Genomic DNA, 21621 nt, shown 5'->3' with positions numbered 1-21621 from the left:
GGCGGTGCGGGCACGCTGGTGGACGTGGGATCAAGCCGCTCGAAAAGGGCGAGGGCTGCCGGCGGGAAGGGGCAGCAAGCTCACCCGCCGGACGGGCGGAGCAGGCGAAGCGCCTTCTCCTTCTCGAAGTCGAGGGCCCGGCGGGGCACCTGGATGCGCCCGATCCGGACCCCGAGGTCGCGCACGGCCGCCGCCACCGCGGGCTCGGTGAGCACCCGCAGCGCGAACGCCAGCTCGGCCGGCGAGACGTCGAACCGCTTCTCCAGCTCCACCCCCTGCGCCACCGCGGCCAGCTCCTCTGGACCGAACCGCCGATGCGCCCCCTGCTCTCTTACCGGCGGCAACAGGCCGAGTGCCTCCCGGTATCGGAGCATTCGCGGGGACATGCCGAGCCGCTTCGCGGCCTCAGTGATGCGCATCCTTACATTCTTACGTCAGCTTTGCGGACCTGAAGATGCGACCCCGCCATAAGGCCGCCTAAACTCGGTGCCGACAACCATCCGCGACGCGAGGGAAAACCCGATGGACTTCAAGGTCGCAGACCTTTCACTGGCCGACTTCGGCCGCAAGGAGATCCGGCTCGCCGAGCACGAGATGCCCGGCCTCATGGCGATCCGAAAGGAGTACGCGGCCTCTCAGCCCCTTCGCGGCGCGAAGATCATGGGCTCCCTGCACATGACGATCCAGACGGCCGTCCTGATCGAGACGCTGGTCGCTCTGGGCGCCGAGGTCCGCTGGGTCAGCTGCAACATCTTCTCCACCCAGGACCACGCCGCCGCCGCGGTGGTCGTCGGCCCTGACGGCACCACTGAGAACCCGCAGGGTGTGCCGGTGTTCGCCTGGAAGGGCGAGACGCTGGAGGAGTACTGGTGGTGCACCGAACAGGCCCTCTCGTGGCCTGACGGCAGCGCTCCCAACATGATCCTCGACGACGGCGGCGACGCCACGCTGCTGGTCCACAAGGGCGCCGAGTACGAGAAGGCGGGCGCCGTGCCCGCCGCCACGGCGGAGGACCCCGAGGAGTGGCACGTCATCATCGACCTGCTCACCCGCACGGTCGGCGACGACAAGAAGTGGACCAGGATCGCCGAGAGCATCAAGGGCGTCACCGAGGAGACCACGACCGGCGTGCACCGTCTCTACGAGATGCACAAGAACGGCCAGCTCCTCTTCCCGGCCATCAACGTCAACGACTCGGTCACCAAGTCGAAGTTCGACAACAAGTACGGCTGCCGCCACTCCGTCATCGACGGCCTCAACCGCGCCACCGACGTGCTGATCGGCGGCAAGGTGGCCGTGGTCTGCGGCTACGGCGACGTCGGCAAGGGCTGTGCCGACGCGCTGCGCGGCCAGGGCGCCCGGGTCATCGTGACCGAGATCGACCCGATCTGCGCGCTCCAGGCGGCCATGGACGGCTTCCAGGTGACCACGCTCGACGAGGTCGTCGGCATCGCGGACATCTTCGTGACCGCCACCGGCAACTTCAACATCATCACCGCCGGCCACATGGCGAAGATGAAGCACCAGGCGATCGTCTCCAACATCGGCCACTTCGACAACGAGATCGACATGGCCGGCCTCGCCAAGCTGCCCGGCATCGAGAAGCGCAACATCAAGCCCCAGGTCGACGAGTGGGTCTTCGCCGACGGGCACTCGATCATCGTGCTCGCCGAGGGCCGCCTGATGAACCTCGGCTGCGCGACCGGCCACCCGAGCTTCGTCATGTCCAACTCGTTCACCAACCAGGTGATCGCGCAGATCGAGCTGTTCGCGAAGACGTCCGAATACCCGATCGGCGTCTACACCCTGCCCAAGCACCTGGACGAGAAGGTCGCCCGCCTGCACCTCGACGCCCTGGGGGTCAAGCTCACCGAGCTGACCAAGGAGCAGGCCGCCTACATCGGCGTCCACGTCGAGGGCCCGTACAAGTCCGACCACTACCGGTACTGAACCGGGGTACCGAGGCTCCGGAGGGGGTTTCTCCCCTCCGGAGCCGCTCCGTAGGAGCGCTCATCTTCTTCGCTCAAAGGGCTGGCATGGATCTCTGGGAAAGTGGCGAGCGGCAGATCTCCTGGGCCGCTCGTTCGATGCCGGTGCTGACGGCGATCGGAGAGCGGTTCGGGCTCGAACGGCCGCTTGACGGGTTGAAGATCGCTGCCTGCCTGCACGTCACCGCCGAGACGGCCGTGCTGATGGGGGCGTTGAAGGCCGGAGGGGCCGAGATCGCGCTTGCCGCCTCCAACCCCCTGTCCACTCAGGACGACGTGGCCGAGGCGCTGCGGATGTACGGGATCGGCGTGCACGCGCGCGCGGGCGTCGATCGGGCCACCTACTACCGGCACATTCACCAGGCGCTCGATCTCGAGCCCGATCTCGTGCTCGACGACGGGTGCGATCTGGTGAACATCCTCCACACCGAGCGTACTGACCTGCTCGAACGCGTCAGCGGCGGCTGCGAGGAGACCACCACCGGGATCATCAGGCTGCGCCAGATGGCCGCCGAGGGCGCGTTGAGGTTCCCCATGGTGGCCGTGAACGACACGCGCACCAAGCGCATGTTCGACAACCGTTACGGCACCGGGCAGTCCACGCTCGACGGCATCATGCGCGCCACCAACACCATGCTGGCCGGCCGCACGGTCGTCGTGGCCGGGTTCGGGTTCTGCGGGCGAGGCGTGGCCGAGCGGGCCAAGGGGTTCGGGGCACGGGTGATCGTGACCGAGATCGACGCCGTGAAGGCGCTCGACGCGACCCTGCAGGGCTACGAGGTGCGGCCCATGGCGCAGGCGGCGATGGTCGGCGACCTGTTCGTCACCGTGACGGGCAACCGCGACGTGATCAGGGCCGAGCACCTGTCGGCCATGAAGGACGGCGCGATCCTGGCCAACGCCGGGCACTTCGACGTGGAGATCGACGTGCGGGCGCTGGATGAGATGTCCGCGGAAGTGCACCGCGGGGTGCGGCCCAACACCGACGAGTACGTCATGCCCGACGGCCAGCGGCTGCTGCTGCTCGCCGAGGGGCGGCTGGTCAACCTCACCGCGGCTGAGGGGCATCCCGCGGCCGTCATGGACATGTCGTTCTCCGCGCAGGCCCTTGCCGTGGCCTGGCTGGCCGGCGAGCGCTCCCGCCTGGAACCCGGCGTCTACGACGTCCCGGAGGAGATCGACCACGAGGTGGCCCGGCTCAAGCTGGCCGCCGCCGGCATCGGCATCGACGTGCTCACCCCTGAGCAGGAGGACTACCTGCACTCCTGGCGCGTCGGCTCCTGACCGGCGCGGTCGGTCCACGTGAGCTCGTGGCGGGCGCTGGATCACGTGCGCGCGTTGCGGATGGTCAGGCGGCCGTAGGGGAGCTCGCCGGTGATGTGGACGTGCAACTCGCCTGGACGTGCGCGGCCTGCTGCCTTGCAGCTCACGCGGCCCCATTCGGTCCGTACTCCGTCGGCGTTCGCGCTCGCGCCGGCGGGCAGCACGATCGTGGCGCTGCCGTACGCGAGCCGGAGCTCGATGTCGACCTGCGCATACGGGATGCGGGCCCTGGACAGGTCGAGCCGCACCTTCCCGTACTCGGAGTCGACGCTCAGGCGGCGGGGCACCTGCCAGTCGCCTGTCCGCATGATGCGCCCGCCGGTGGAGCCGAGCCGGACCACGTCGTCCGGCAGGTCGGCGAGGATCGGCGCCAGTTCCTGGGAGGAGGCGGCGGTGAGCGCAAGTTCGAGCCGCTGCTCCATCTCGGCGAGGTCGAGCCGGCCGTCCGCGTACGCCTGCTGGACCAGCTCCACCGCCCGCTCACGATTCAGGCCGGAGACCGAGCTCATCGGCTGACGGCTCTCTTGTACAGCCGCGTGGCCAGCGGTGCGAACACGGCCAGGAGCACGACCGACCACAGGAACGACACCGGCACCGCGTGCTGCAGCGGCCAGGCACCGGGTGCGGGGATGGCCGGGCTGGTGTTGCCGAACAGCTCGCGTGCGGCCTGAGCGAGCGTGGAGACCGGGTTCCATTCGGCGATCGGCTTGAGCGGTCCGGGCAGGCGCGTGCTGTCGACGAAGGCGTTGGACAGGAAGACCAGCGGGAACGACATGATCGTGGCCACGTTGTTGAAGACCTCCGGGGTGCGCAGAGCCAGCGCGACCGTCGCCGTCACCCAGGAGAAGGCGTACGCGAACAGCAGCAGCATCAGGAACCCCAGGGCGGCCTCCCACGGCGAGCTGCGGATGCGCCACCCGACGAGCAGCCCGACGAGCGCCATCGTGACGATGCTGGTCAGGTTGGTGATCACGTCGCTGACGGTCTGGCCGGTCAGCACCGCGGAGGGGGACATGGGCAGCGTGCGGAACCGGTCGAAGATGCCCTTCTGCAGGTCCTGCGTCAGGGTGTAGCCGGTGATCTGGGCGCTCGTGACGATCGTCATGACGAAGATCCCGGGGAGCAGGTATTCCCCGTACGACATGCCCGGCAGGCTGATCATGCTGCCGAAGACGTAGGTGAACAGCAAGACGAACACGATCGGCAGCATGACCACGCCGCCCAGCAGGTCGGGGGCTCGCCGGATCTTCAGGGCGTTGCGCTTGGCGATCGTCACGCCGTCGGCGACGGCGATCTGCAGGGCGTTCATCGGGCGCTCTCCTTGACCTTCTCGTCGGCCTGGTGTCCCGTGAGGCTCAGGAACACGTCGTCCAGGGTCGGCCGGCGCAGGCCGGCATCGCGTACGGTGATGCGCTCGGCGGCCAGGTGGCCGAGTGCGCTGGTCAGCGCGGCTGCGCCGCCCGTCACCGGGATCGTCATCCGGAAGGTGGCGGTGTCGAGCCGCATGTCGCCGACGGCCATCGGCGCCAGCGTCCGCGAGGCGGTCTGCAAGTCGGCCGAGCTCGTGACCGTCAGCTCGATGCGGTCGCCGCCCACCTGGTCCTTCAGCTCGTCGGCGGTCCCCAGCGCGATCACGTGCCCGTGGTCGACCACCGCGATGCGGTCGGCGAGCCGGTCGGCCTCCTCCATGTACTGCGTGGTCAGCAGCACGGTCGTGCCGTCCGCGACGAGCTCGCCGATGACGTCCCACAGGCCCGCGCGGGCCCGCGGATCCAGGCCGGTGGTGGGTTCGTCGAGGAACAGCACGGGCGGGCTGGCGACCAGCGCGCCGGCCAGGTCGAGCCGGCGCCGCATGCCGCCGGAGTAACCCTGCACCGGGCGGCCGGCCGCCTCGGTCAGGTCGAAGCGCTCCAGCAGGTCGCGGGCGCGCTGCTTGGCGCGCCTGGCGCCCAGGTGGTAGAGGCGGCCGACCATTTCCAGGTTCTCGGCGCCGGTGAGGTGGTCGTCGACGGCGGCGTACTGGCCTGAGGCGCCGATGTGGGCGCGCAACCTGGGGGCGTCGCGGACGACGTCGAACCCGGCCACCCGGGCGTGCCCGGCGTCCGGCTTCAGTAACGTGGTCAGGATCCGCACGGTGGTGGTCTTGCCGGCGCCGTTCGGGCCGAGCAGCCCGAACACCGTCCCCTCCGGGACGTTCAGCGCCATCCCGTCGAGGGCGGTCACGTCGCCGTACTTCTTGACCAGGCCCTCGGCCATGATCGCGTCTGGCATCACAATCTCCTTCGGTCAGGAACGATGGATGACGATGTCGCCGTGGGTGGTGTGGGCCCGCACCTCGATGACCCGATCCGACTGGCCGGGGCCGTCGCTGGAGTCGAGGGAGACGCCCACGGTGCCGTACTTCGAGCTCACGTCCAGCCAGGCGGCGGTGCCCTCGGGGATCCCGAGCTCCAGCCCGCCGCCGGTGGTCTCCATGAACACCGAGCCGGACACCACCTCGCCGATCCGCACGCTGCCGTACGCCGTCTTGGCGACGACGCCGCCCAGGGCACGATCGACGTCGACGTCGCCGTGGGAGGAGTGCAGCCGCAGCTCACCGGTCACCTCGCCAAGGCGGACATCGCCGTGGGCGGTCTTGACCGCGGCCGTGCCGTCGATCTCGCCGATGCGGATGCCGCCGTGGCTCCCGGTGATCTCGGCGGGTCCGGACGAGCGGTTGACGGAGATGTCGCCGTAGGTGCTCTTCAGCCGTAGCCGCCCGGCCTGCTCGATCCGGATGCCGCCGTAGGAGGTGGTGAAGCTCACCTCGCCGAGCGGACCCCGGCAGCGCAGGCTCGCCTCCGTCTTGGCATCGAGGCGGGAGCCCGCCGGCAGGCTGACCGTCACGTCGACCGAGCCGGGGCCGAGCACCAGCGAGCGCGCCCAGTCCTTGGGCGACTCGATGAGCCTGTCGAGCGACAGGCCCCAGCCGGACGCCGAGCCGGTCTGCTCCCTGTCCGTCCGCACCAGGAGCCGGCCGTCGGCGTACTCGATCTGGGTGTGCCGGGCGGCCTGCACGTCGGCGTCGTTGAACTCGTCGCTCGGGCGGACCTCCACGACGGTGTCCGTGCGGTCGCTCGCGTCGATCCTGACGTTGGCAGCACCCAGGTCGATGACGGCGAGGATGGGCTCTGGGGTGTCGAAGGTCGGCATGGCGTACCCCTCCTCATGTGTTGGCGTGGTCATCAGCGCACCCAGCCGCTGTAGCGGTTGCCGCTCTGCGTGGTCGGGCGGCGGCCGGAGCCGCGCCCTGGCTCGCCCGGGTCGAGCGCGGCGGAGACGGCGCGGACCAGCCAGGCGTTGACCGACAGCCCATCCCGGGTGGCCGCCTCCTCAATGCGTGGCTTGAGATGCTCGGGCACCCGGAGCGAGATCCGGGACGTACCGCCCTCGTCGGCGTCCGGGGGTGGCGGCGGTGCAGGCGGCCTCTTGATCCGCTCGATCTCGCCTTCGTCCTCGAACGACGGGGTGCTCGGCGGTGGCGTCACGACGAAGTCGGGGTCGCGCCCGCGCAGGCGCACCTCGACCGAGCCCGGTGCGAGGTCCTGGGTGATCTCGTCCGCGGCGGTGGACAGGGCCTCCAGCAGTGCGAGCCGGGTGGCCGACTCGAGCGTCGCGGTGAGACGTTCCGCCAGCGCGCGGGCTTCCTCGCCGCCCGCCCCGGCGGCGATGGCGAGTTCGCGGCGGAGTTGGGCGACATACGGCGCAAGGTCCATGACGTCATGGTGCCACCGCTATGGCGTCATAGCAAGCCGTCATGACGTCACTGTGACGTCATTGCGGCGTCGGGCATGAGTCCCGGATAATGTGATCATGACCCGTGGCACAGTGAAGTTCTGGAAGGCCGACAAGGGCTGGGGAGCGATCTCCTCCCCGGAACTCCCGCCTGGCCGCGACGCGTTCGCGCACTTCAGCGACATCGTGGCAAGCGGCTACCGGCAGCTGGAGGCAGGAGACGAGGTCGAGTTCGACTTCGTCGAACGGTCGCAGGACAGCTTCGATTACGTGGCGGAGAACATCCGCAAGCTGTGATGCCGGCGTGCCGCAAGGGCGGCTAGAGGGCGGACTGCATTTCCTGCATGCGGCGGATCTCGGCCGCCTGGGTCACGCTGACGTCGGTGGCCAGCTCCTCGACCCGGATGTGGGAGCCGCTGGTCAGCGCCTGCTCCGACATCTTGATCGCGCCAAGATGGTGGTTGATCATGAGCTCGAGGAACATCCGGTCGAAGTCCTTGCCCTTTGCCGCCTTGAGCGCCTCGAGCTGCTCGGGCGTGGCCATTCCCGGCATGCCGTCGTGTGCGGCGTGGTGGTCGGGCACCGCCTGCTCCTGCTCCCGCAGCCACGTCGTCATGAACTGGATCTCCGGACCCTGAGCGGCCTTGATCCGGTCGGCCAGGCTCTTCAGCTTGGCCGAGTCCGCCCTGCTGGGTGCGAGCAGGGCCATGTCCAGGGCCTGCCGGTGATGGACGATCATGTCCTGGACGTACTTGATGTCGGCCGCGTTGGCGGTGGCCGAGGGCACGGCGGTGGCGGCCTCGCTCGGCGAGAGCGTCTTGGCCTGCTCGCCGGGACGGCCTGGGGCGATCACCGGTGCGGTCGAGTCGGCGCGCGGGGCCTGCGGCGGCGGGGAGCTGCAGCCTGAGAGGGCAACGACCGTGCCCATGACGACAATGAGCGCGGCGCGCACCCAACCTCCCTGACTGACTCGGTCGAGAATGCGCACTCTAGGTCATAACCGGACAAATTTAAAGAGGCCGAACCGGAACAAAAATTGACAAGTTGTCTCCTGGCCTGCGGAGGTGGAAGAAGCGAGGATTACGTAGATTTATGCCCCCTTTATAGGAGGATCCCGAGTGTTCACCCTCCGCAGGGCCCTCACCCTGGTGGCAGCGGTCGCGCTGCTGGGCGGCGTCACCTTCCCGGTACAGGCCGCGGACATCCCGGCTCCCGGCGAGATCGTCATGAGCCCCAACATCAAGCACGTCACGAACGTGCCCAAGCCCGAAGCGCTGGCCGACATCCACACGGATATGGCCTTCCAGGGCGACTACGCCTACGTCGGTAACTACTACGGCTTCTCGATCTACGACATCAAGAACCCGAAGCGGACGTCGCTGGTCAGCTCAGTGGTCTGCCCTGGCGGCCAGATGGACGTCAGCGTCTACGGCAACCTGCTGTTCGGCTCCGTCGACTCCTCGCGCAACAACGACTCGTGCAGCAGCACCTCCCAGCCCGCCTCCGTCAAGGAGTCGTGGGAGGGCCTGCGCATCTTCGACGTCTCCGACAAGGCCAATCCGAAGTACATCAAGTCGGTCGAGACGAACTGCGGCTCCCACACGCACACGCTGGTGCCCGACCGCAGGCGTGAGAACGTCTACGTCTACATCTCGTCCTACAACCCGAACGCGACCTTCCCCGACTGCCAGCCGCCTCACGACCTGATCACGATCATCAAGGTGCCGCTGCGTGACCCGACGGCAGCCACGGTGATCGCGACGCCGAACCTCTTCCCCGACGGCGGCAACCCCGGCGTTCCGCTGCCGTACCCCGACGGCAAGTCCGCCACCAGCGGCTGCCACGACATCACGGCCTACCCGGAGAAGGGGATCGCCGCGGGCGCCTGCATGGGCGAGGGCATCCTGCTCGACATCCGCGACCCCGAGCAGCCCAAGGTCACCGCCAAGGTGCGGGACGAGGCGAACTTCGCCTTCTGGCACTCGGCCACCTTCAACAACGAGGGCACGAAGGTCATCTTCACCGACGAGCTCGGCGGCGGCTCGAGGGCCACCTGCAACGAGGCCATCGGCCCGAACCGGGGCGCCAACGCGTACTACGACATCGTGAACGGGCAGCTCCAGTTCAGGAGCTACTTCAAGATCGCGCGTCACCAGGCCGACACGGAGAACTGCGTGGCCCACAACGGCTCGCTGATCCCGGTCAAGGGCCGCGACATCATGGTGCAGGCGTGGTACCAGGGCGGCATCTCGGTGGTCGACTTCACCGACTCGGCGCACCCGCAGGAGATCGCCTTCTTCGAGCGTGGCCCCGACAACACCGCGCCGGCGCTCAGCGGCGGCTTCTGGTCGGCGTACTACTACAACGGCTACATCTACGGGTCCGACTTCAACCTGGGCCTGGACGTCCTGAAGATCAACGACTGGCGTACCAACCGGGCGAACGGCGTGCGGATGCGCTCCCTGAACGCGCAGACCCAGGCGTCGTATCCCGAACACGGCCACTGACCGTCAAGCGGCGAGGACCCCGTCCGGGTCCTCGCCGCCTTCTTTTTATGCCCGGACACACGATCAAGGAGGCTCCGGAGTGTCCAATCCGCGCCGTGCCCTCGTGGTGGCCGCGGCGGCTGTCGCGTTGGCGCTGACGGGAATGCCCGCCATGGCCGCCGACATCCCGCCGCCCGACACCGTAGTCAACAGCCCCAACGTGACCCACGTGCTGAACATCCCCAAGCCCGCCCCGATCGCCGGGACGATCAACACCGACATCGCGTTCCAGGGCGACTACGCGTACGTCGGCAACTACGGCGGCTTCTCGATCTACGACATCCGCGACCCCAAGAAGGCCAAGCCTGTCAGCTCCGTCGTCTGCCCCGGCGCCCAGATGGATGTCAGCGTCTACGGCAACCTGCTGTTCACCGCCGTTGACTCCTCGCGCAGCGACGACTCGTGCAACAGCACGGGGCTGAGCGCCGCGAACAAGGAGGCCTGGGAAGGCGTCAGGATCTTCGACGTCTCCGACAAGGCCAGCCCGAAGTACATCAAGTCGGTCGAGACCAACTGCGGCTCCCACACCCTGACCCTGGTGCCGGGCAAGGGCCGCGACCGGTACAAGAACGTCTACATCTACGTCTCGTCCTACCTGCCGGCGGCGAACTTCCCCGACTGCCAGCCGCCGCACGACAAGATCTCGATCATCAAGGTGCCGCTCAAGGACCCGGCGTCCGCCGCGGTCGCGGCCACCCCGGTGATCTTCCCCGACGGCGGCAACGAGACCCAGCCGGGCCTGCTGCTGCCGACCACCGGCTGCCACGACATCACCGCCTACGCCGAGAAGGACATCGCAGCGGGCGCGTGCATGGGTGACGGCGTGCTGTTCGACATCTCGGACCGGCTGAGCCCGAAGGTGACCGCGAGGACCACGGACCCGAACTTCGCGTTCTGGCACTCGGCGACCTTCAGCAACGACGCCAGGAAGGTCGTCTTCACCGACGAGCTCGGCGGTGGCAGTGGGGCCACCTGCAACGAGGCGATCGGGCCGAACCGGGGCGCGGACGCGATCTATGACATCTCGAACGGGCAGTTCACGTTCAAGAGCTACTTCAAGATCCCGCGCCACCAGGCCGACAGCGAGAACTGTGTCGCGCACAACGGCTCGCTCATCCCCGTCAAGGGCCGGGACATCATGGTCCAGGCCTGGTACATGGGTGGTCTGTCGGTCTGGGACTTCACCGACGCGGCCCACCCGAGGGAGATCGGCTACTTCGAGCGCGGTCCCCGCTCGGCGGGCGGTGGCGGCGGCATCTGGTCCGCGTACTACTACAACGGTTACATCTACGGGGCCGACTTCCACGAGGGCCTCGACGTCATCAAGATCAACGATCCGCTCACGGACAGCGCCAGGGGCGTCCGTACCGACCGGCTGAACGTGCAGACCCAGGAGTCGTACCGGAACGGGTGGCACGGCTGACGGGTCGCCCGCGGAACCGCCGTCCTCACTGAGGCGGCGCGAACCCGCCCGGAGTCGCCTTCGGCGGCTCCGGCGCGGGTGCGGCCGGAGGCCGGTAGGGCGCGCCGACCTGGGAGTTCGGCTGGGGCTGCGCGTGGGGCCCCGGCTGCTGGTACGGCCCCTGCGCCGGAGCCGGTTGCTGGTACGGACCCGAGGGCGGCTGCTGGTACGGCCCCGGCGGCTGGTGCGGCGGTTGCGGGCCCTGAGGCGGGAGGCCGTTGCCGGCGCGTTGCGCGAGGCGTGCCTGCTCCCTCCTGCGGCGCTCTGCCAGCACGGCGCTCAGGTACGCGTGCGGCGGCACCCCGGGCGGAGCCGCGGGCGAGACGAACGCCGACACCTGGGTCGCGATCCGCACCCCCATCTCATGCTGTACCTGCGGCGACAGGTCGTGCCATCGCGACAGGTACTGCCTGGCGGTCTGCGCCACCTCGTCGGGGAGCTGGGAGAGCTCAAGCGTGGCCGCCCAGGCAGCCAGCGGCGGCGGCATCACGATGAGCTGCCCGGTGTCGCGCGGCGCCCGCTCGGAGATCACGATGGTGCCCGCGAAGATGTCGCCGAGCCGCTTGCCCCGTTGGGAGACCAGCGACGAGATCACCGCCGGCGCCCCGAAGAGAAACCAGATCTCCATGACCCCGGCCACGCCCCTGAACAGCGCCTGCCTGAAACGCTCAGGGCTGCCGTCGTCGCCGACCACCCGGAGCCCGAGCGCCAGCTTGCCGAGGCTGCGGCCTCTGGTGAGGGTCTCGAAGATCACGGGGTAGCCGACCAGCACCAGCGCCACGAGCACGGTCATCACGGCCCCGAACATCGCCGAGTCCGAGATGACCGCGAACGCGCCCAAGATCAAATAGGCGCCTTGCAGCAGGCCGTACTGGACGACCATGTCAATGACGATCGCCACCGCGCGCGAGGGCGCCTGGGCCACCCGTACTTCGACGACGACCGCGTCGCCGGTCACAACCTCTGACATATGTGGAGCCTAACGGCTGGGTCGCCCTGTTCGAGCGGCCAGAATGTTCGGGTGGACATCGACGCGTTCATCACAGCACACCGCCCCGTGTGGGACCGGCTCGACCATCTGATCAAGTACCGCTCGTCGCTGACGGGTGCCGAGGTGGACGAGCTGGTGGACCTCTACCAGCGGGTGTCGACGCACCTGTCCATCGTGCGCTCCTCGTCCGGCGACCCGATGCTGACCGGGCGGCTGTCGGCGCTGGTCGCCAGGGCCAGGTCCGCGGTGACCGGCGCGCACACGCCTGCCTGGCGGGAGCTGGTGCGGTTCTTCACGGTGTCGTTCCCCGTGGTGGCCTATCGGGCTCGGTGGTGGTGGCTGGCGAGCGCGGTGGCGTTCACGGTGGTGGCTTGGGTGATGGGGGCATGGATCGCCGCGAATCCCGAGGTGCAGGCGTCGATCGCCTCGCCGGAGCACATCACGCAGCTCGTCAACCACGACTTCGCCGACTACTACTCCGAGAACCCCGCGGCCTCCTTCGCCAGCAACGTGTGGCTGCACAACGCGGAGGTCGCCGCGCTGATGATCATCTGCGCGGTGCTGCTCGGTCTGCCGATCCCCTACATGCTCTACGCGAACGCCGAGAACGTCGCCGTCTCGGGCGGTCTCATGGCCTCCCGGGACAAAGCGGACATCTTCTTCGGTCTGATCATGCCGCACGGGCTGCTCGAGCTGACCGCCGTGTTCCTGGCGGCGGCCGTGGGCATGCGCCTGGGCTGGGCGGTCATCGACCCCGGGCCGCGCCGCCGGACGGAGGCGCTGGCCGAGCAGGGCCGGGCGGTGATGAGCGTGGCGCTGGGGCTCGTCGTGGTGCTGTTCGTGTCGGGGCTGATCGAGGGGTTCGTCACGCCGTCCGGGCTGCCCACGTGGGCGCGCGTCGGGATCGGCGTGCTCGCCGAGGCGGCGTTCCTGACGTACGTGATCGCCTTCGGCCGCCGCGCCCTCCGCCAGAACGAGACCGGCGACATCGAACGCGCCCCGGACGTCGCCCCGACGGCCTGACGTGCCGGATGTACGCGGCTAGAGCCGCCCGGCCGCCTTCAGCGCCAGGTACGCGTCCGCCAGCGCGGGGGCGATGTCCTCCGGGGGCGCGTCCACGACCTCCACGCCGTGCCGCCGCAGCCGGGCCGTGATGCGCCGGCGCGCGAGCTGCGCGTGCTCGGCCGCCGCCGCGTCGTACACCTCCTCGGCCGACCCCCGGCGGCCCGCCATGGCCGCCACCCGGGGATCCGACACCCCGGCCACCAGCACCAGGTGGCGCGCGGACAGCTGGGGGAGCACCGGCATGAGCCCCTCGTCCAGCGCCGCCGAGTTGAGGTCGGTGAGCAGCACGACCAGGCAGCGCCGTCTGGCCCGCGCCAGGATGGCCGCCACCATGCCCTGCGAGTCGGCCTCGATCAGCTCGGCCTCGATCGGCGCCATCACGTTGACCAGTGACGACAGCAGCTCCGTCCGCGAGGCCCCGCTCACCCAGGCGCGCACGGCCCGGTCGTAGGCGAGGAAGTCCACCTGGTCACCGGCGCGGGCGGCGAGCGCGGCCAGCAGCAGCGCCGCGTCCATCGACCAGTCGAGCCGCGGCCAGCCGGGCGCGGGGCGCGGGTCCGGCCTCACCAGCAGCCCGCCGCCGCCCTGCGCGGCCCCCGCCAGGGGGATCGGCGCGTCGCCCACCCGGCCCGCCGACGTGCGGCCGGTGTCGAGCACGATCAGCACGCGGCGGTCGCGTTCCGGGCGCCAGGTGCGTACCACGACGTCGTGGCGGCGTGCCGTGGCCCGCCAGTCGATGGAACGCACGTCGTCGCCCACCACGTACTCCCGCAGCGAGTCGAACTCCGTCCCCTGACCGCGCACCAGCGCCGGGTGCTGGCCGTCCAGCTCGCGGAGCCTGGCCAGCCTGGACGGCAGGTGCTTGCGCGACAGGAACGGCGGCAGCACGCGTACCGACCACGGCGCCTTGTGGCTGCCCTGGCGGGCGGCCAGGCCCAGCGGCCCGACCGAGCGCACGGTCACCGCCACGGAGGACCGGTCGCCCCGCCTGGTCGGGGCGAGCGTCACGACGATCTTGCGGCGCTCGCCCTTGGGCACGTCCAGCTCGGCGACGCGCGGGGTGGCTCCCGCCGAGGGCGGCCAGGCGTCCCTGAGCACGGCGCGTACGCGCCTGGAGCCGGGGTTCTCGACGATCAGCTCGACCGTGGCCCGCTGGCCGAGTCGTACGAGCGTGTCGCCGGAACGGTGGAACCTCAGCGGGCGCACGGCGCCGGCGAACACCAGGTCCACGACGATCGCGGCGGCCAGCAGCAGGCAGACCCCGGCCAGCGCGGCCCCGGGCTGGGGCGTCAGCAGCACCACCACGATCCCGATCGCCGCGATCAGCCCGGCACGTCCCGTGAGAGCCATCAGCGCACCACCACGATGCCGGTGCCTTCTGCGAGAGCCACCACCACGATCCCGGTGCCTTCTGCGAAAGCCATCAGCGCGGGACCGGGACCGAGGCGAGGATGCCGTCGAGCAGGCCGTCGGCGGTCGCGCCCTCCAGCTCGGCCTCCGGCCGCAGCTGGATCCGGTGCCGCAGGGCGGGCCTGGCCAGCGCCTTCACGTCGTCAGGCGTCACGTACGGGCGCCCGGACAGCCACGCCCACGCCCGCGAGGCCGCCAGCAGCGCCGTCGCCCCACGCGGCGAGACGCCGAGCTGCAACGACGGGGAGTTCCTGGTGGCGCGGGCCACGTCCACGATGTAGCCGAGCACCTCGGGCGCCACGTGCACCTTGGAGACGGCCTCCCGCCCGAGGGCGAGGTCGTCGGCCGTGGCGACGGTCTTCACCTCGGTCAGGTCGCGCGGGTCGAAGCCGCGGGCGTGCCGTTCGAGCACCGAGATCTCCTGCTCGCGCGGCGGCAGCGGCACGGTCAGCTTGAGCAGGAACCGGTCGAGCTGCGCCTCCGGCAGCTGGTAGGTGCCCTCGTACTCGACGGGGTTCTGCGTCGCGCACACCACGAACGGGTCGGGCAGCTGCCGCGCCGCGCCCTCCACGCTGACCTGCCGCTCCTCCATCGCCTCCAGCAGCGCCGCCTGGGTCTTCGGCGGGGTGCGGTTGATCTCGTCGGCGAGCAGCAGGTTGGTGAACACCGGCCCCTCGCGGAACTCGAACTCCGCGGTCTTCGCGTCGTAGATCAACGACCCGGTCACGTCACCCGGCATCAGGTCCGGCGTGAACTGCACCCGCTTGAAGTCCATGGCCAGGGCCGCCGACAACGTGCGCACCATCAACGTCTTGGCCACGCCCGGCACGCCTTCGAGCAGCACGTGGCCCTTGCACAGCAGCGCGATGACCAGCCCCGTCACCACCGCGTCCTGCCCGACCACGGCCTTGGCCACCTCGGCACGCAGCGCGCCCAGCGCCTCTCTGGCCGAGTCGCCCAAGCTCGTGACGCGGAAAGTCTCCTCAGAGTTCACTGACCTGCCTTTCGATGAAGTCCAAGTATCCGGCCAACCCGACGAGCCCGGCGTCGTCCACCGGCGGCGGCCCGTACAGTGCCGCGCCGACCTGGTGGGGGTCCTGGCCCGTGCGGGCGGCGAGCGCCGCGACGACCTCGTGCTGCCCCGCGCCAGACGCGAGCCCCAGCCTGGGCGCGAGCCGGTCGATCGTGCCCGCGCGCAGCGAGTCGGCCGCCCGCTGCCTGGCCCGCCTGGCCCGGTAGAGCCTGCCACGGCCCTCGACGGTCTCGGCCGCGCGCACGACCACGGGCAGCTTCTCCGTCACCACGGGACCCAGCCGCCTGCCCCGCCAGAACGCGGTGACGGCCAGGGCGACGAGCGACATGTAGATCGTCCAGCGGATGCTGTCAGGCATCAGGTCGTACATCGACTTGCTCCGCTCGACCGGCAGCTCCGCGATGGGCGGCGGGTTGTCGGGGCGCACGAGCCAGGTCACGGGCTTGCCGGTGCCGATCAGGTTGAGCGCGAGCGCGGCGTTGCCGTCCTCGGCCAGGCGCTGGTTGGTCATGAAGCCGCCGTCGCCGACGACCGTGGTGACGCCGCCCGCGTTCGGGAAGCTGATCAGCGTGTAACCCTTGCGGCTCGGGTAACAGCCGGTGGCTCCCGCCGGTCCGGTGAAGGCGGTGCCGCCCATGTACGCGCTGCCCGCGGCCGCCGCGGCGGGCAACGCGCATTCCGGCTCGCGCGAGCGCGGGCGCGCCGGGCCCTGGTCGATGCGTACGCCGGGGGCCAGGGCCTCGAGGGCGGGCAGGTTGCCGACGATCAGCCGGTCGCCCGGGATCCTGGACAGGGCGTACTCGTTGAAGTACGACATGTCCGTGATCAGCAGCAGCCGGGGGCCCGTTCCTGCCTTGTCCACGGCGGCCTGCACGGAGTCGACCCGGTCCACCGTGACGCCCCTGGACCTGAGCACCTCGGCCAGCGCCTTGGAGCCCGCGAGGGAGGTGTCGTCGGGGTCCAGGGCGCGCGACGGGCCCCGCTGAGGGCCGAGCAGGACGCTTCCGATGGCGACGAGGACCAGGATCACGCCGAGCAGCACGATGATGCGGCCGCCGCGCCAGGCGGAGCGGGCGGTGGGGGAGGTCGGCCGGGACCCGGCGGCCGGGGTGGGCGCGCCGCCGGCGTCTGGAGGCCGCGTGGTCACGCTCATGCCGCCCCACCCGCCCCGTTCCCGGGCTGATCAGGTGGCCCTGCAACCGGGCCTCCAGGCACGCCCCCAGGCGGTGGTCCCGCGCCTGCGCTCCCGGTCGGCGGGGGCGTCGGCACCGGGCCGACTGCCGCGCCGGCGCCGACCGGGGTTCCCGCGCCCACACCGGCGGGAACCGGGGTCGCGAGCGGGACGGGGCGGGCCTGGCGGAGCCGGTCGTCCAGGGAGGACATCACCTCGTACACCTCCCGCGTCCCCGGCACCCCGCCGTACGTCACGTCGTCGAACGACCGCGCCGCCGCGGCCAGCTCCGTGGCGAACCCAGGCAACGAGACAGCGGCCTCGGCGGCCAGCTCGTCGGCGGTGCGCCCGGGCATGCCGTCCACCAGCGCGCGTTCCTCCAGGTCGCGCGCGATGGCCCGGAGCCGTTCCTGGATGGCCTCGGTCCAGCGTCCTTCGGCGGCCAGCCCCACGGACGCCGCCCGATGCTCGGCCGCCGTCATGGCCCGCTCCCCGAACAGCCCGCCCGCGACGAGCGCTCTCTTGCGCACGGTCTTGCGGAGCTGCCACGAGACGAGCACGATCACCCCGAGGATGATCAGCGCGATCAACACGGAGGCGATGATCCCCCCGGCGGTGCCGCCGCCCGTGGCCGCGTCGAACAGGTCGCCGAGGAACTGCATGACCCGCCGGTAGATCTGGTCGACCAGCGGCTCCTTCTCGTAAGCAGGCTTGAGCAGCTCCTCCGCGGCCTTCCGCGCGGCTTCCTCCCGCTCGACCGGGGTGTCGAGCCGCAGCGCGGAGGCGGCAGTGAGCACGCTCACGACCTGGCGGAGTTGGACGGGTGCCAGAGCTCGTCCGCGGACGCGTGCACCCACCCCTGACGCTGCTGCTCGATGGCCGCCGTCTGCAGCACGAGGTCGAACGCCTCGCTACGCATGCGCCGGTCGGCGTAGAGCAGGCCGGCGACCCCGGCCTCGAACGGATAGGTGAGCATGGCCGCGAGCGTGGCGCCGATCGCGATCAGCACGGCCGAGACGACGGTCGTGGCCGCCGACCCCGCGCCGAACATGCCGAACAGCGTGCCCGCGATCGTGAAGGGCACCGACAGGACGCCGGCGACGACGCCGACCAACAGGGACGTGAGCAGCAGGATGCCGAACACCCGCCAGAAGTCGCCGGTCACCAGGTGCCACGAGCGCCGCATGGCGTCGATCGGCCCGCGCCCCTCCAGGACCACGGCGGGCGAGGCGAACGCGAAGCGGGTCCTGAAGAACAGGTAGTAGGCGAGGTACGCGACGATGAACAGGATGGTCACCCCGGCCAGCCAGCCGAGGCTGCCGCTGGAGGCGTTCATCGCGAGCGCCACCATGAGCAGCGCGAACACGATCAACGGCACGACCATGATGACGGCCATCAGCCCCACGACGCCGAACAGCGCGGGCACCCGGCCCTTGACGAGCTGCCACGCCTCGGCCGCGTCGAGCTTGCCGCCGAAGACGGCCCGGCCGAGTATCCGGGTCAGCACGCCGGTCAGCAGGGTCACCACGACGAACTGGACCGCGTACGAGACCAGGGTGCCGCCGTACTGGGCGATGACGCCGTACACGCTGTCGAGGCCGCCCGAGGCGCTGTCAGCGCTTCCCGGGTCGGACATGACGTCGCCCATGGAGTTGAGCAGGAACGCCTGCCCCACGGCCAGCGGCACGGCGGCGAGCAGCGCGGCGACGGCCGACAGGCCGAGCACGGCCTTCGGGTTGGACCGGATCAGCTTGATCGTGCCGTCGAGTATGTCGCCGAGCCGAAGCGGGCGCAGCGGGATGATGCCCGGCCTGAGCGCCGACGGGGGAGGCGCGTAGCCGTGACCGGGCTGAGGATGCGGATGGGGCGGATATGGTGTTTGGGGCCCCGGTCCGAGTGGCTGCTGTTGCTGAGGGGGCTGGCCGTACGGCTGCCCATAGGGCGCCTGCTGCTGCGCGCCCGGCGCGGTCCACGGGGAGGCCGGCGGGGCGCTGTAGGGCGGGGGCTGTTCGGCCGACCAGCCTGATGGCGTCTCGGGCGGGGGACCGTGACCGTCTGACATATCCCAATCCTGGCACGCTGAACGGGGCATTGGTGTCACCGAGTGGATTCGCCGCCTCATCTTGCCCGCATTCCACGGCGAATCCGGTCAAGGTTCGCGTCCAGGGATGGCCGAAAGTTGCTCTGTTACCGCAGACTGAAGTAGCGGTCGCGGGGGCGGACCTAAAATTCGCCTTTTGCATGGCTCATGTCACACTCATGGGCCGACCAAGGGTAACCTTCAGCGGTCGTGCGGGTATGTCCCACAATGCGTAGAACGAATGAGGGGCCATGAAAGGTCGCGTGCTGGTCGTCGATGACGACGCCGCTCTCGCCGAGATGCTGGGGATCGTGCTGCGAGGGGAAGGCTTCGAGCCGTCATTTGTATCCGACGGCGACAAGGCCCTCGACGCGTTCCGGGATACACGCCCGGATCTGGTCCTGCTCGACCTGATGCTGCCGGGGGCCGACGGCATCGACGTCGCGCGGAGGATCAGGGCGGAGTCGGGGGTTCCCATCGTCATGCTCACGGCCAAGAGCGACACGATCGACGTCGTTCTCGGGCTCGAGTCGGGCGCCGACGACTACATCGTCAAGCCGTTCAAGCCGAAGGAGCTCGTCGCGAGGGTGCGGGCGCGCCTTCGCCGTACCGACGAGCCGACCCCCGAGATCCTCCAGATCGGCGACATCACCATCGACGTGGCCGGTCACTCGGTCAAGCGCGGCGAGGAGACGATCAACCTCACGCCGCTGGAGTTCGACCTGCTGGTGGCGCTGGCCCGCAAGCCGCGCCAGGTCTTCACCCGCGAGGTCCTGCTCGAGCAGGTCTGGGGCTACCGCCACGCCGCCGACACCCGGCTGGTCAACGTGCACGTACAGCGGCTCAGGGCCAAGATCGAGAAGGACCCCGAGCACCCCGAGATCGTGGTGACGGTCCGCGGCGTCGGCTACAAAGCCGGCCCTGCCTGATCTTCCCCCCGCCCTGCCATGCCCCCGACGAGGAAGAGGTCCCGCCGACGGACACTCCGCCAGATTCTCGGCGGCGTTCGCCGGCGGGTGCGTCGTGCGGCGGGCAGGACACGGAGCGTGTGGCGGCGCTCGCTCCAGCTCCAGGTGGTCACCAGCACGCTGGTGATCTCCGTGATCGTCGTGGTGGTGCTCGGCGCGTTCCTCTCCGAGCAGATCAACCGGTCGGTCGTGGCGAGCAGCCAGCGCTCGTCCGCCAGCGAGGCGTCCGCCGACCGCCTGCAGATCGCCGACGCGCTGACCCCTGAGGCCGACGACCAGGCCAAACCCGCCGACACCGGCAAGAAGGGCTCGGCCAACCCGCTCGACGACGTCATGGACATCGTCACCGGGTCGGGCGAGAACGGCTCCAAGAAGCGCTACGACGTGCTGATCCTCAACCAGACCGCGCCCGGCCAGTCCCGGGCGTCCGGGGGCGTCGTGCCACTGAACGTGCCGCTCAGCCTGCAGCGCAACGTGCAGAAGGCCGAGCGAGGCAAGGCCGTCGGCTCGATAGAGCAGATCAAGTTCGCCGGGGAGAGCCAGCCCAGGCTCACGTACGTGGTCGGCGGCATCGTGCACGTGCCGTCCACCGGTGAGAACTACGAGGTCTACCACTTCTTCCCGTTCACGGACGAAGAGGAGCTGCTGTCCAACGTCCGGCTCGCCATCGTCGTGGTGGGCCTCGGGCTCGTGCTGCTGCTCGCCGCCATCGCCTACCTGGTCGCCCGCCAGGTCGTCACTCCCGTACGGCTCGCGCGCCAGGCCGCGGAACGCCTCGCCTCCGGCAAGCTGGACGAGCGGCTCAAAGTACGCGGCGAGGACGACCTGGCCCGCCTGGCGAACTCGTTCAACGAGATGGCCGCGAACCTGGCGCTGAAGATCCACCAGCTGGAGGAGCTCTCGCAGGTCCAGCGGCAGTTCGTCTCCGATGTCTCCCATGAGCTGCGCACGCCGCTGACGACCGTGCGCATGGCCGCCGACCTGCTCTACGACGCCCGCGAGGACTTCGACCCGATGGCCGCCCGCTCGGCGGAGCTCATGCAGGCCCAGCTCGAACGGTTCGAGTCGATGCTGGCCGACCTGCTGGAGATCAGCCGCTACGACGCCGGCGCCGCCACGCTCGACCTCGACTCCGTGGACCTGCGCGACGTGGTGCTGCGGGCGATCGCCGACTCCGAGGCGCTGGCCGAGCGGCACTCGACCCGCTTCGAGCTCCGGCTGCCGAACGAGCCGTGCATGGCCGAGATCGACAATCGCCGGGTCGAGCGGATCCTGCGCAACCTGCTGTTCAACGCCATCGAGCACGGCGAGGGCAGGGACATCGTGGTCACCGTGGGCGCCGACAGGGACGCCGTCGCGGTGGCGGTGCGCGACCACGGGATCGGGCTGAAGCCCGGTGAGGACACGATGGTGTTCGACCGGTTCTGGCGGGCCGACCCGTCGCGGGCGCGCACGATCGGCGGCACCGGGCTCGGGCTGGCCATCTCGCGTGAGGACGCCACGCTGCACGGCGGCTGGCTGCAGGCGTGGGGGCAGCCGGGGGAGGGCTCGCAGTTCCGGCTGACGCTCCCCAGGTCCGCCGGGATCGATCTGAAGGGTTCGCCGCTGTCGCTGGTGCCGCCCGAGATCGAGATGCGCCGTACGTGGCGCACGGCCATGACCCCGGTGCTGCTGCCGGCGTCGGCGGACGGGACCGGCCATGACGAGGACTAGGCGCAATGCCGTTTAGTTTGGCTTCACGCTGGTTTGTCAAGGTTCATCGGGCATGTGGATGTTGATGCTGATGGTGGCCTTGTAGCTGGTTCGGTCG

The 21621-nt window shown here is 70.1% G+C and carries 21 protein-coding genes; 8 read left to right on the top strand and 13 right to left on the bottom strand.

Going from position 1 to position 21621, the window contains the following annotated elements; all coding sequences use genetic code 11:
• Positions 1 to 80: 80 nt before the first annotated feature.
• Positions 81 to 419, bottom strand: a complete 339-nt coding sequence (locus ACIBVN_RS57075; RefSeq protein WP_397150713.1) for a MerR family DNA-binding transcriptional regulator — start codon at positions 417 to 419, stop codon at positions 81 to 83.
• Between the two features lie 103 nt (positions 420 to 522).
• Here ACIBVN_RS57075 and ahcY point away from each other — a divergent pair, with 103 nt between their 5' ends.
• Together ahcY and ACIBVN_RS57065 are read left to right on the top strand one after the other, a co-directional pair.
• A complete protein-coding gene (gene ahcY / locus ACIBVN_RS57070; protein ID WP_397150711.1) occupies positions 523 to 1950 on the top strand; it encodes an adenosylhomocysteinase in 1428 nt (475 codons plus the stop codon).
• Positions 1951 to 2036: 86 nt separating this feature from the next.
• Positions 2037 to 3272 carry an adenosylhomocysteinase gene (locus tag ACIBVN_RS57065; protein WP_397150709.1) on the top strand — a complete coding sequence of 412 codons (1236 nt, stop codon included), beginning with the start codon at positions 2037 to 2039 and terminating at the stop codon, positions 3270 to 3272.
• A 41-nt stretch (positions 3273 to 3313) separates the two neighbouring features.
• Here ACIBVN_RS57065 and ACIBVN_RS57060 read toward each other — a convergent pair whose 3' ends face one another.
• From ACIBVN_RS57060 to ACIBVN_RS57040, 5 genes are read right to left on the bottom strand one after another with little or no spacing between them, the layout of a single operon-like run.
• Positions 3314 to 3820, bottom strand: a complete 507-nt coding sequence (locus ACIBVN_RS57060; RefSeq protein ID WP_397150708.1) for a DUF1707 domain-containing protein — start codon at positions 3818 to 3820, stop codon at positions 3314 to 3316.
• Positions 3817 to 4620, bottom strand: a complete 804-nt coding sequence (locus tag ACIBVN_RS57055) for an ABC transporter permease (protein ID WP_397150706.1) — start codon at positions 4618 to 4620, stop codon at positions 3817 to 3819. Before ACIBVN_RS57055 ends, ACIBVN_RS57060 begins: the two co-directional genes overlap by 4 nt.
• Complete coding sequence (locus tag ACIBVN_RS57050) at positions 4617 to 5582, bottom strand: ATP-binding cassette domain-containing protein (protein ID WP_397150704.1); 966 nt, start codon at positions 5580 to 5582, stop codon at positions 4617 to 4619. The genes ACIBVN_RS57055 and ACIBVN_RS57050 overlap by 4 nt, the downstream gene beginning before the upstream one ends.
• A 15-nt stretch (positions 5583 to 5597) precedes the next feature.
• On the bottom strand, positions 5598 to 6536 hold the full coding sequence (locus ACIBVN_RS57045) for a DUF4097 family beta strand repeat-containing protein (RefSeq protein WP_397150702.1): 939 nt from the start codon (positions 6534 to 6536) through the stop codon (positions 5598 to 5600).
• Positions 6536 to 7066, bottom strand: coding sequence for a hypothetical protein (locus tag ACIBVN_RS57040; RefSeq protein ID WP_397150701.1), 531 nt, complete (start codon positions 7064 to 7066; stop codon positions 6536 to 6538). Before ACIBVN_RS57040 ends, ACIBVN_RS57045 begins: the two co-directional genes overlap by 1 nt.
• 97 nt (positions 7067 to 7163) lie before the next feature.
• On the opposite strand from ACIBVN_RS57040, the gene ACIBVN_RS57035 reads away from it, so the two are divergent.
• A complete protein-coding gene (locus tag ACIBVN_RS57035; protein ID WP_397150699.1) occupies positions 7164 to 7382 on the top strand; it encodes a cold-shock protein in 219 nt (72 codons plus the stop codon).
• Positions 7383 to 7404: 22 nt separating this feature from the next.
• Here the strand turns inward: ACIBVN_RS57035 and ACIBVN_RS57030 are convergent, their stop codons facing one another.
• A complete protein-coding gene (locus tag ACIBVN_RS57030) occupies positions 7405 to 8037 on the bottom strand; it encodes a DUF305 domain-containing protein (protein ID WP_397150697.1) in 633 nt (210 codons plus the stop codon).
• 166 nt (positions 8038 to 8203) lie between these two features.
• On the opposite strand from ACIBVN_RS57030, the gene ACIBVN_RS57025 reads away from it, so the two are divergent.
• Positions 8204 to 9592, top strand: a complete 1389-nt coding sequence (locus tag ACIBVN_RS57025) for an LVIVD repeat-containing protein (protein ID WP_397150695.1) — start codon at positions 8204 to 8206, stop codon at positions 9590 to 9592.
• Positions 9593 to 9671: 79 nt separating this feature from the next.
• Positions 9672 to 11054 (top strand): LVIVD repeat-containing protein, encoded by a 1383-nt coding sequence (locus ACIBVN_RS57020; protein WP_397150693.1) that lies wholly within the window; start codon positions 9672 to 9674, stop codon positions 11052 to 11054.
• A gap of 25 nt (positions 11055 to 11079) precedes the next feature.
• Here ACIBVN_RS57020 and ACIBVN_RS57015 read toward each other — a convergent pair whose 3' ends face one another.
• Entirely contained in the window at positions 11080 to 12063 is a 984-nt protein-coding gene (locus ACIBVN_RS57015) for an RDD family protein (protein ID WP_397150691.1), read from the bottom strand.
• A gap of 51 nt (positions 12064 to 12114) precedes the next feature.
• On the opposite strand from ACIBVN_RS57015, the gene ACIBVN_RS57010 reads away from it, so the two are divergent.
• Entirely contained in the window at positions 12115 to 13107 is a 993-nt protein-coding gene (locus ACIBVN_RS57010; protein WP_397150689.1) for a stage II sporulation protein M, read from the top strand.
• A gap of 18 nt (positions 13108 to 13125) precedes the next feature.
• Here the strand turns inward: ACIBVN_RS57010 and ACIBVN_RS57005 are convergent, their stop codons facing one another.
• The 5 genes from ACIBVN_RS57005 to ACIBVN_RS56985 all read right to left on the bottom strand — a co-directional run bounded on the left by ACIBVN_RS57005 (position 13126) and on the right by ACIBVN_RS56985 (position 18825).
• Positions 13126 to 14499, bottom strand: coding sequence for a DUF58 domain-containing protein (locus ACIBVN_RS57005; protein ID WP_397150688.1), 1374 nt, complete (start codon positions 14497 to 14499; stop codon positions 13126 to 13128).
• A gap of 73 nt (positions 14500 to 14572) precedes the next feature.
• The gene (locus ACIBVN_RS57000) at positions 14573 to 15553 is read right to left on the bottom strand and encodes an AAA family ATPase (protein WP_397150686.1); all 981 of its coding nucleotides are present in this window, start codon (positions 15551 to 15553) and stop codon (positions 14573 to 14575) included.
• The gene (locus ACIBVN_RS56995) at positions 15543 to 16745 is read right to left on the bottom strand and encodes a DUF4350 domain-containing protein (RefSeq protein WP_397150684.1); all 1203 of its coding nucleotides are present in this window, start codon (positions 16743 to 16745) and stop codon (positions 15543 to 15545) included. The genes ACIBVN_RS57000 and ACIBVN_RS56995 overlap by 11 nt, the downstream gene beginning before the upstream one ends.
• Complete coding sequence (locus ACIBVN_RS56990; protein ID WP_397150682.1) at positions 16742 to 17566, bottom strand: DUF4129 domain-containing protein; 825 nt, start codon at positions 17564 to 17566, stop codon at positions 16742 to 16744. The genes ACIBVN_RS56995 and ACIBVN_RS56990 overlap by 4 nt, the downstream gene beginning before the upstream one ends.
• Positions 17563 to 18825, bottom strand: coding sequence for a glycerophosphoryl diester phosphodiesterase membrane domain-containing protein (locus ACIBVN_RS56985; protein ID WP_397150680.1), 1263 nt, complete (start codon positions 18823 to 18825; stop codon positions 17563 to 17565). The genes ACIBVN_RS56990 and ACIBVN_RS56985 overlap by 4 nt, the downstream gene beginning before the upstream one ends.
• A gap of 269 nt (positions 18826 to 19094) precedes the next feature.
• Between ACIBVN_RS56985 and mtrA the strand changes: the two genes are divergently transcribed.
• On the top strand, positions 19095 to 19772 hold the full coding sequence (gene mtrA, locus ACIBVN_RS56980) for an MtrAB system response regulator MtrA (RefSeq protein WP_043620615.1): 678 nt from the start codon (positions 19095 to 19097) through the stop codon (positions 19770 to 19772).
• A gap of 117 nt (positions 19773 to 19889) precedes the next feature.
• The gene (gene mtrB / locus ACIBVN_RS56975; protein WP_397150678.1) at positions 19890 to 21524 is read left to right on the top strand and encodes an MtrAB system histidine kinase MtrB; all 1635 of its coding nucleotides are present in this window, start codon (positions 19890 to 19892) and stop codon (positions 21522 to 21524) included.
• Positions 21525 to 21621: the final 97 nt, after the last annotated feature.

Origin of the sequence: Nonomuraea sp. NPDC049400 (assembly GCF_044466425.1) — a bacterium.
Lineage (GTDB): Bacteria > Actinomycetota > Actinomycetes > Streptosporangiales > Streptosporangiaceae > Nonomuraea.
Note: the sequence above shows the minus strand (reverse complement) of the source record. Positions and strands in the feature narration are given on the sequence as shown.

Coding starts and splice junctions, on each gene's coding strand:
- ACIBVN_RS57075 (WP_397150713.1), bottom strand. CDS start 419: ATGCGCATCACTGAGGCCGCGAAGCGGCTCGGCATGTCCCCGCGAATG.
- ACIBVN_RS57065 (WP_397150709.1), top strand. CDS start 2,037: ATGGATCTCTGGGAAAGTGGCGAGCGGCAGATCTCCTGGGCCGCTCGT.
- ACIBVN_RS57005 (WP_397150688.1), bottom strand. CDS start 14,499: ATGGCTCTCACGGGACGTGCCGGGCTGATCGCGGCGATCGGGATCGTG.
- ACIBVN_RS57040 (WP_397150701.1), bottom strand. CDS start 7,066: ATGGACCTTGCGCCGTATGTCGCCCAACTCCGCCGCGAACTCGCCATC.
- ACIBVN_RS57055 (WP_397150706.1), bottom strand. CDS start 4,620: ATGAACGCCCTGCAGATCGCCGTCGCCGACGGCGTGACGATCGCCAAG.
- ACIBVN_RS57060 (WP_397150708.1), bottom strand. CDS start 3,820: ATGAGCTCGGTCTCCGGCCTGAATCGTGAGCGGGCGGTGGAGCTGGTC.
- ACIBVN_RS56985 (WP_397150680.1), bottom strand. CDS start 18,825: ATGTCAGACGGTCACGGTCCCCCGCCCGAGACGCCATCAGGCTGGTCG.
- ACIBVN_RS57050 (WP_397150704.1), bottom strand. CDS start 5,582: ATGCCAGACGCGATCATGGCCGAGGGCCTGGTCAAGAAGTACGGCGAC.
- mtrA (WP_043620615.1), top strand. CDS start 19,095: ATGAAAGGTCGCGTGCTGGTCGTCGATGACGACGCCGCTCTCGCCGAG.
- ACIBVN_RS57015 (WP_397150691.1), bottom strand. CDS start 12,063: ATGTCAGAGGTTGTGACCGGCGACGCGGTCGTCGTCGAAGTACGGGTG.
- ACIBVN_RS57045 (WP_397150702.1), bottom strand. CDS start 6,536: ATGACCACGCCAACACATGAGGAGGGGTACGCCATGCCGACCTTCGAC.
- ahcY (WP_397150711.1), top strand. CDS start 523: ATGGACTTCAAGGTCGCAGACCTTTCACTGGCCGACTTCGGCCGCAAG.
- ACIBVN_RS56995 (WP_397150684.1), bottom strand. CDS start 16,745: ATGAGCGTGACCACGCGGCCTCCAGACGCCGGCGGCGCGCCCACCCCG.
- ACIBVN_RS57035 (WP_397150699.1), top strand. CDS start 7,164: ATGACCCGTGGCACAGTGAAGTTCTGGAAGGCCGACAAGGGCTGGGGA.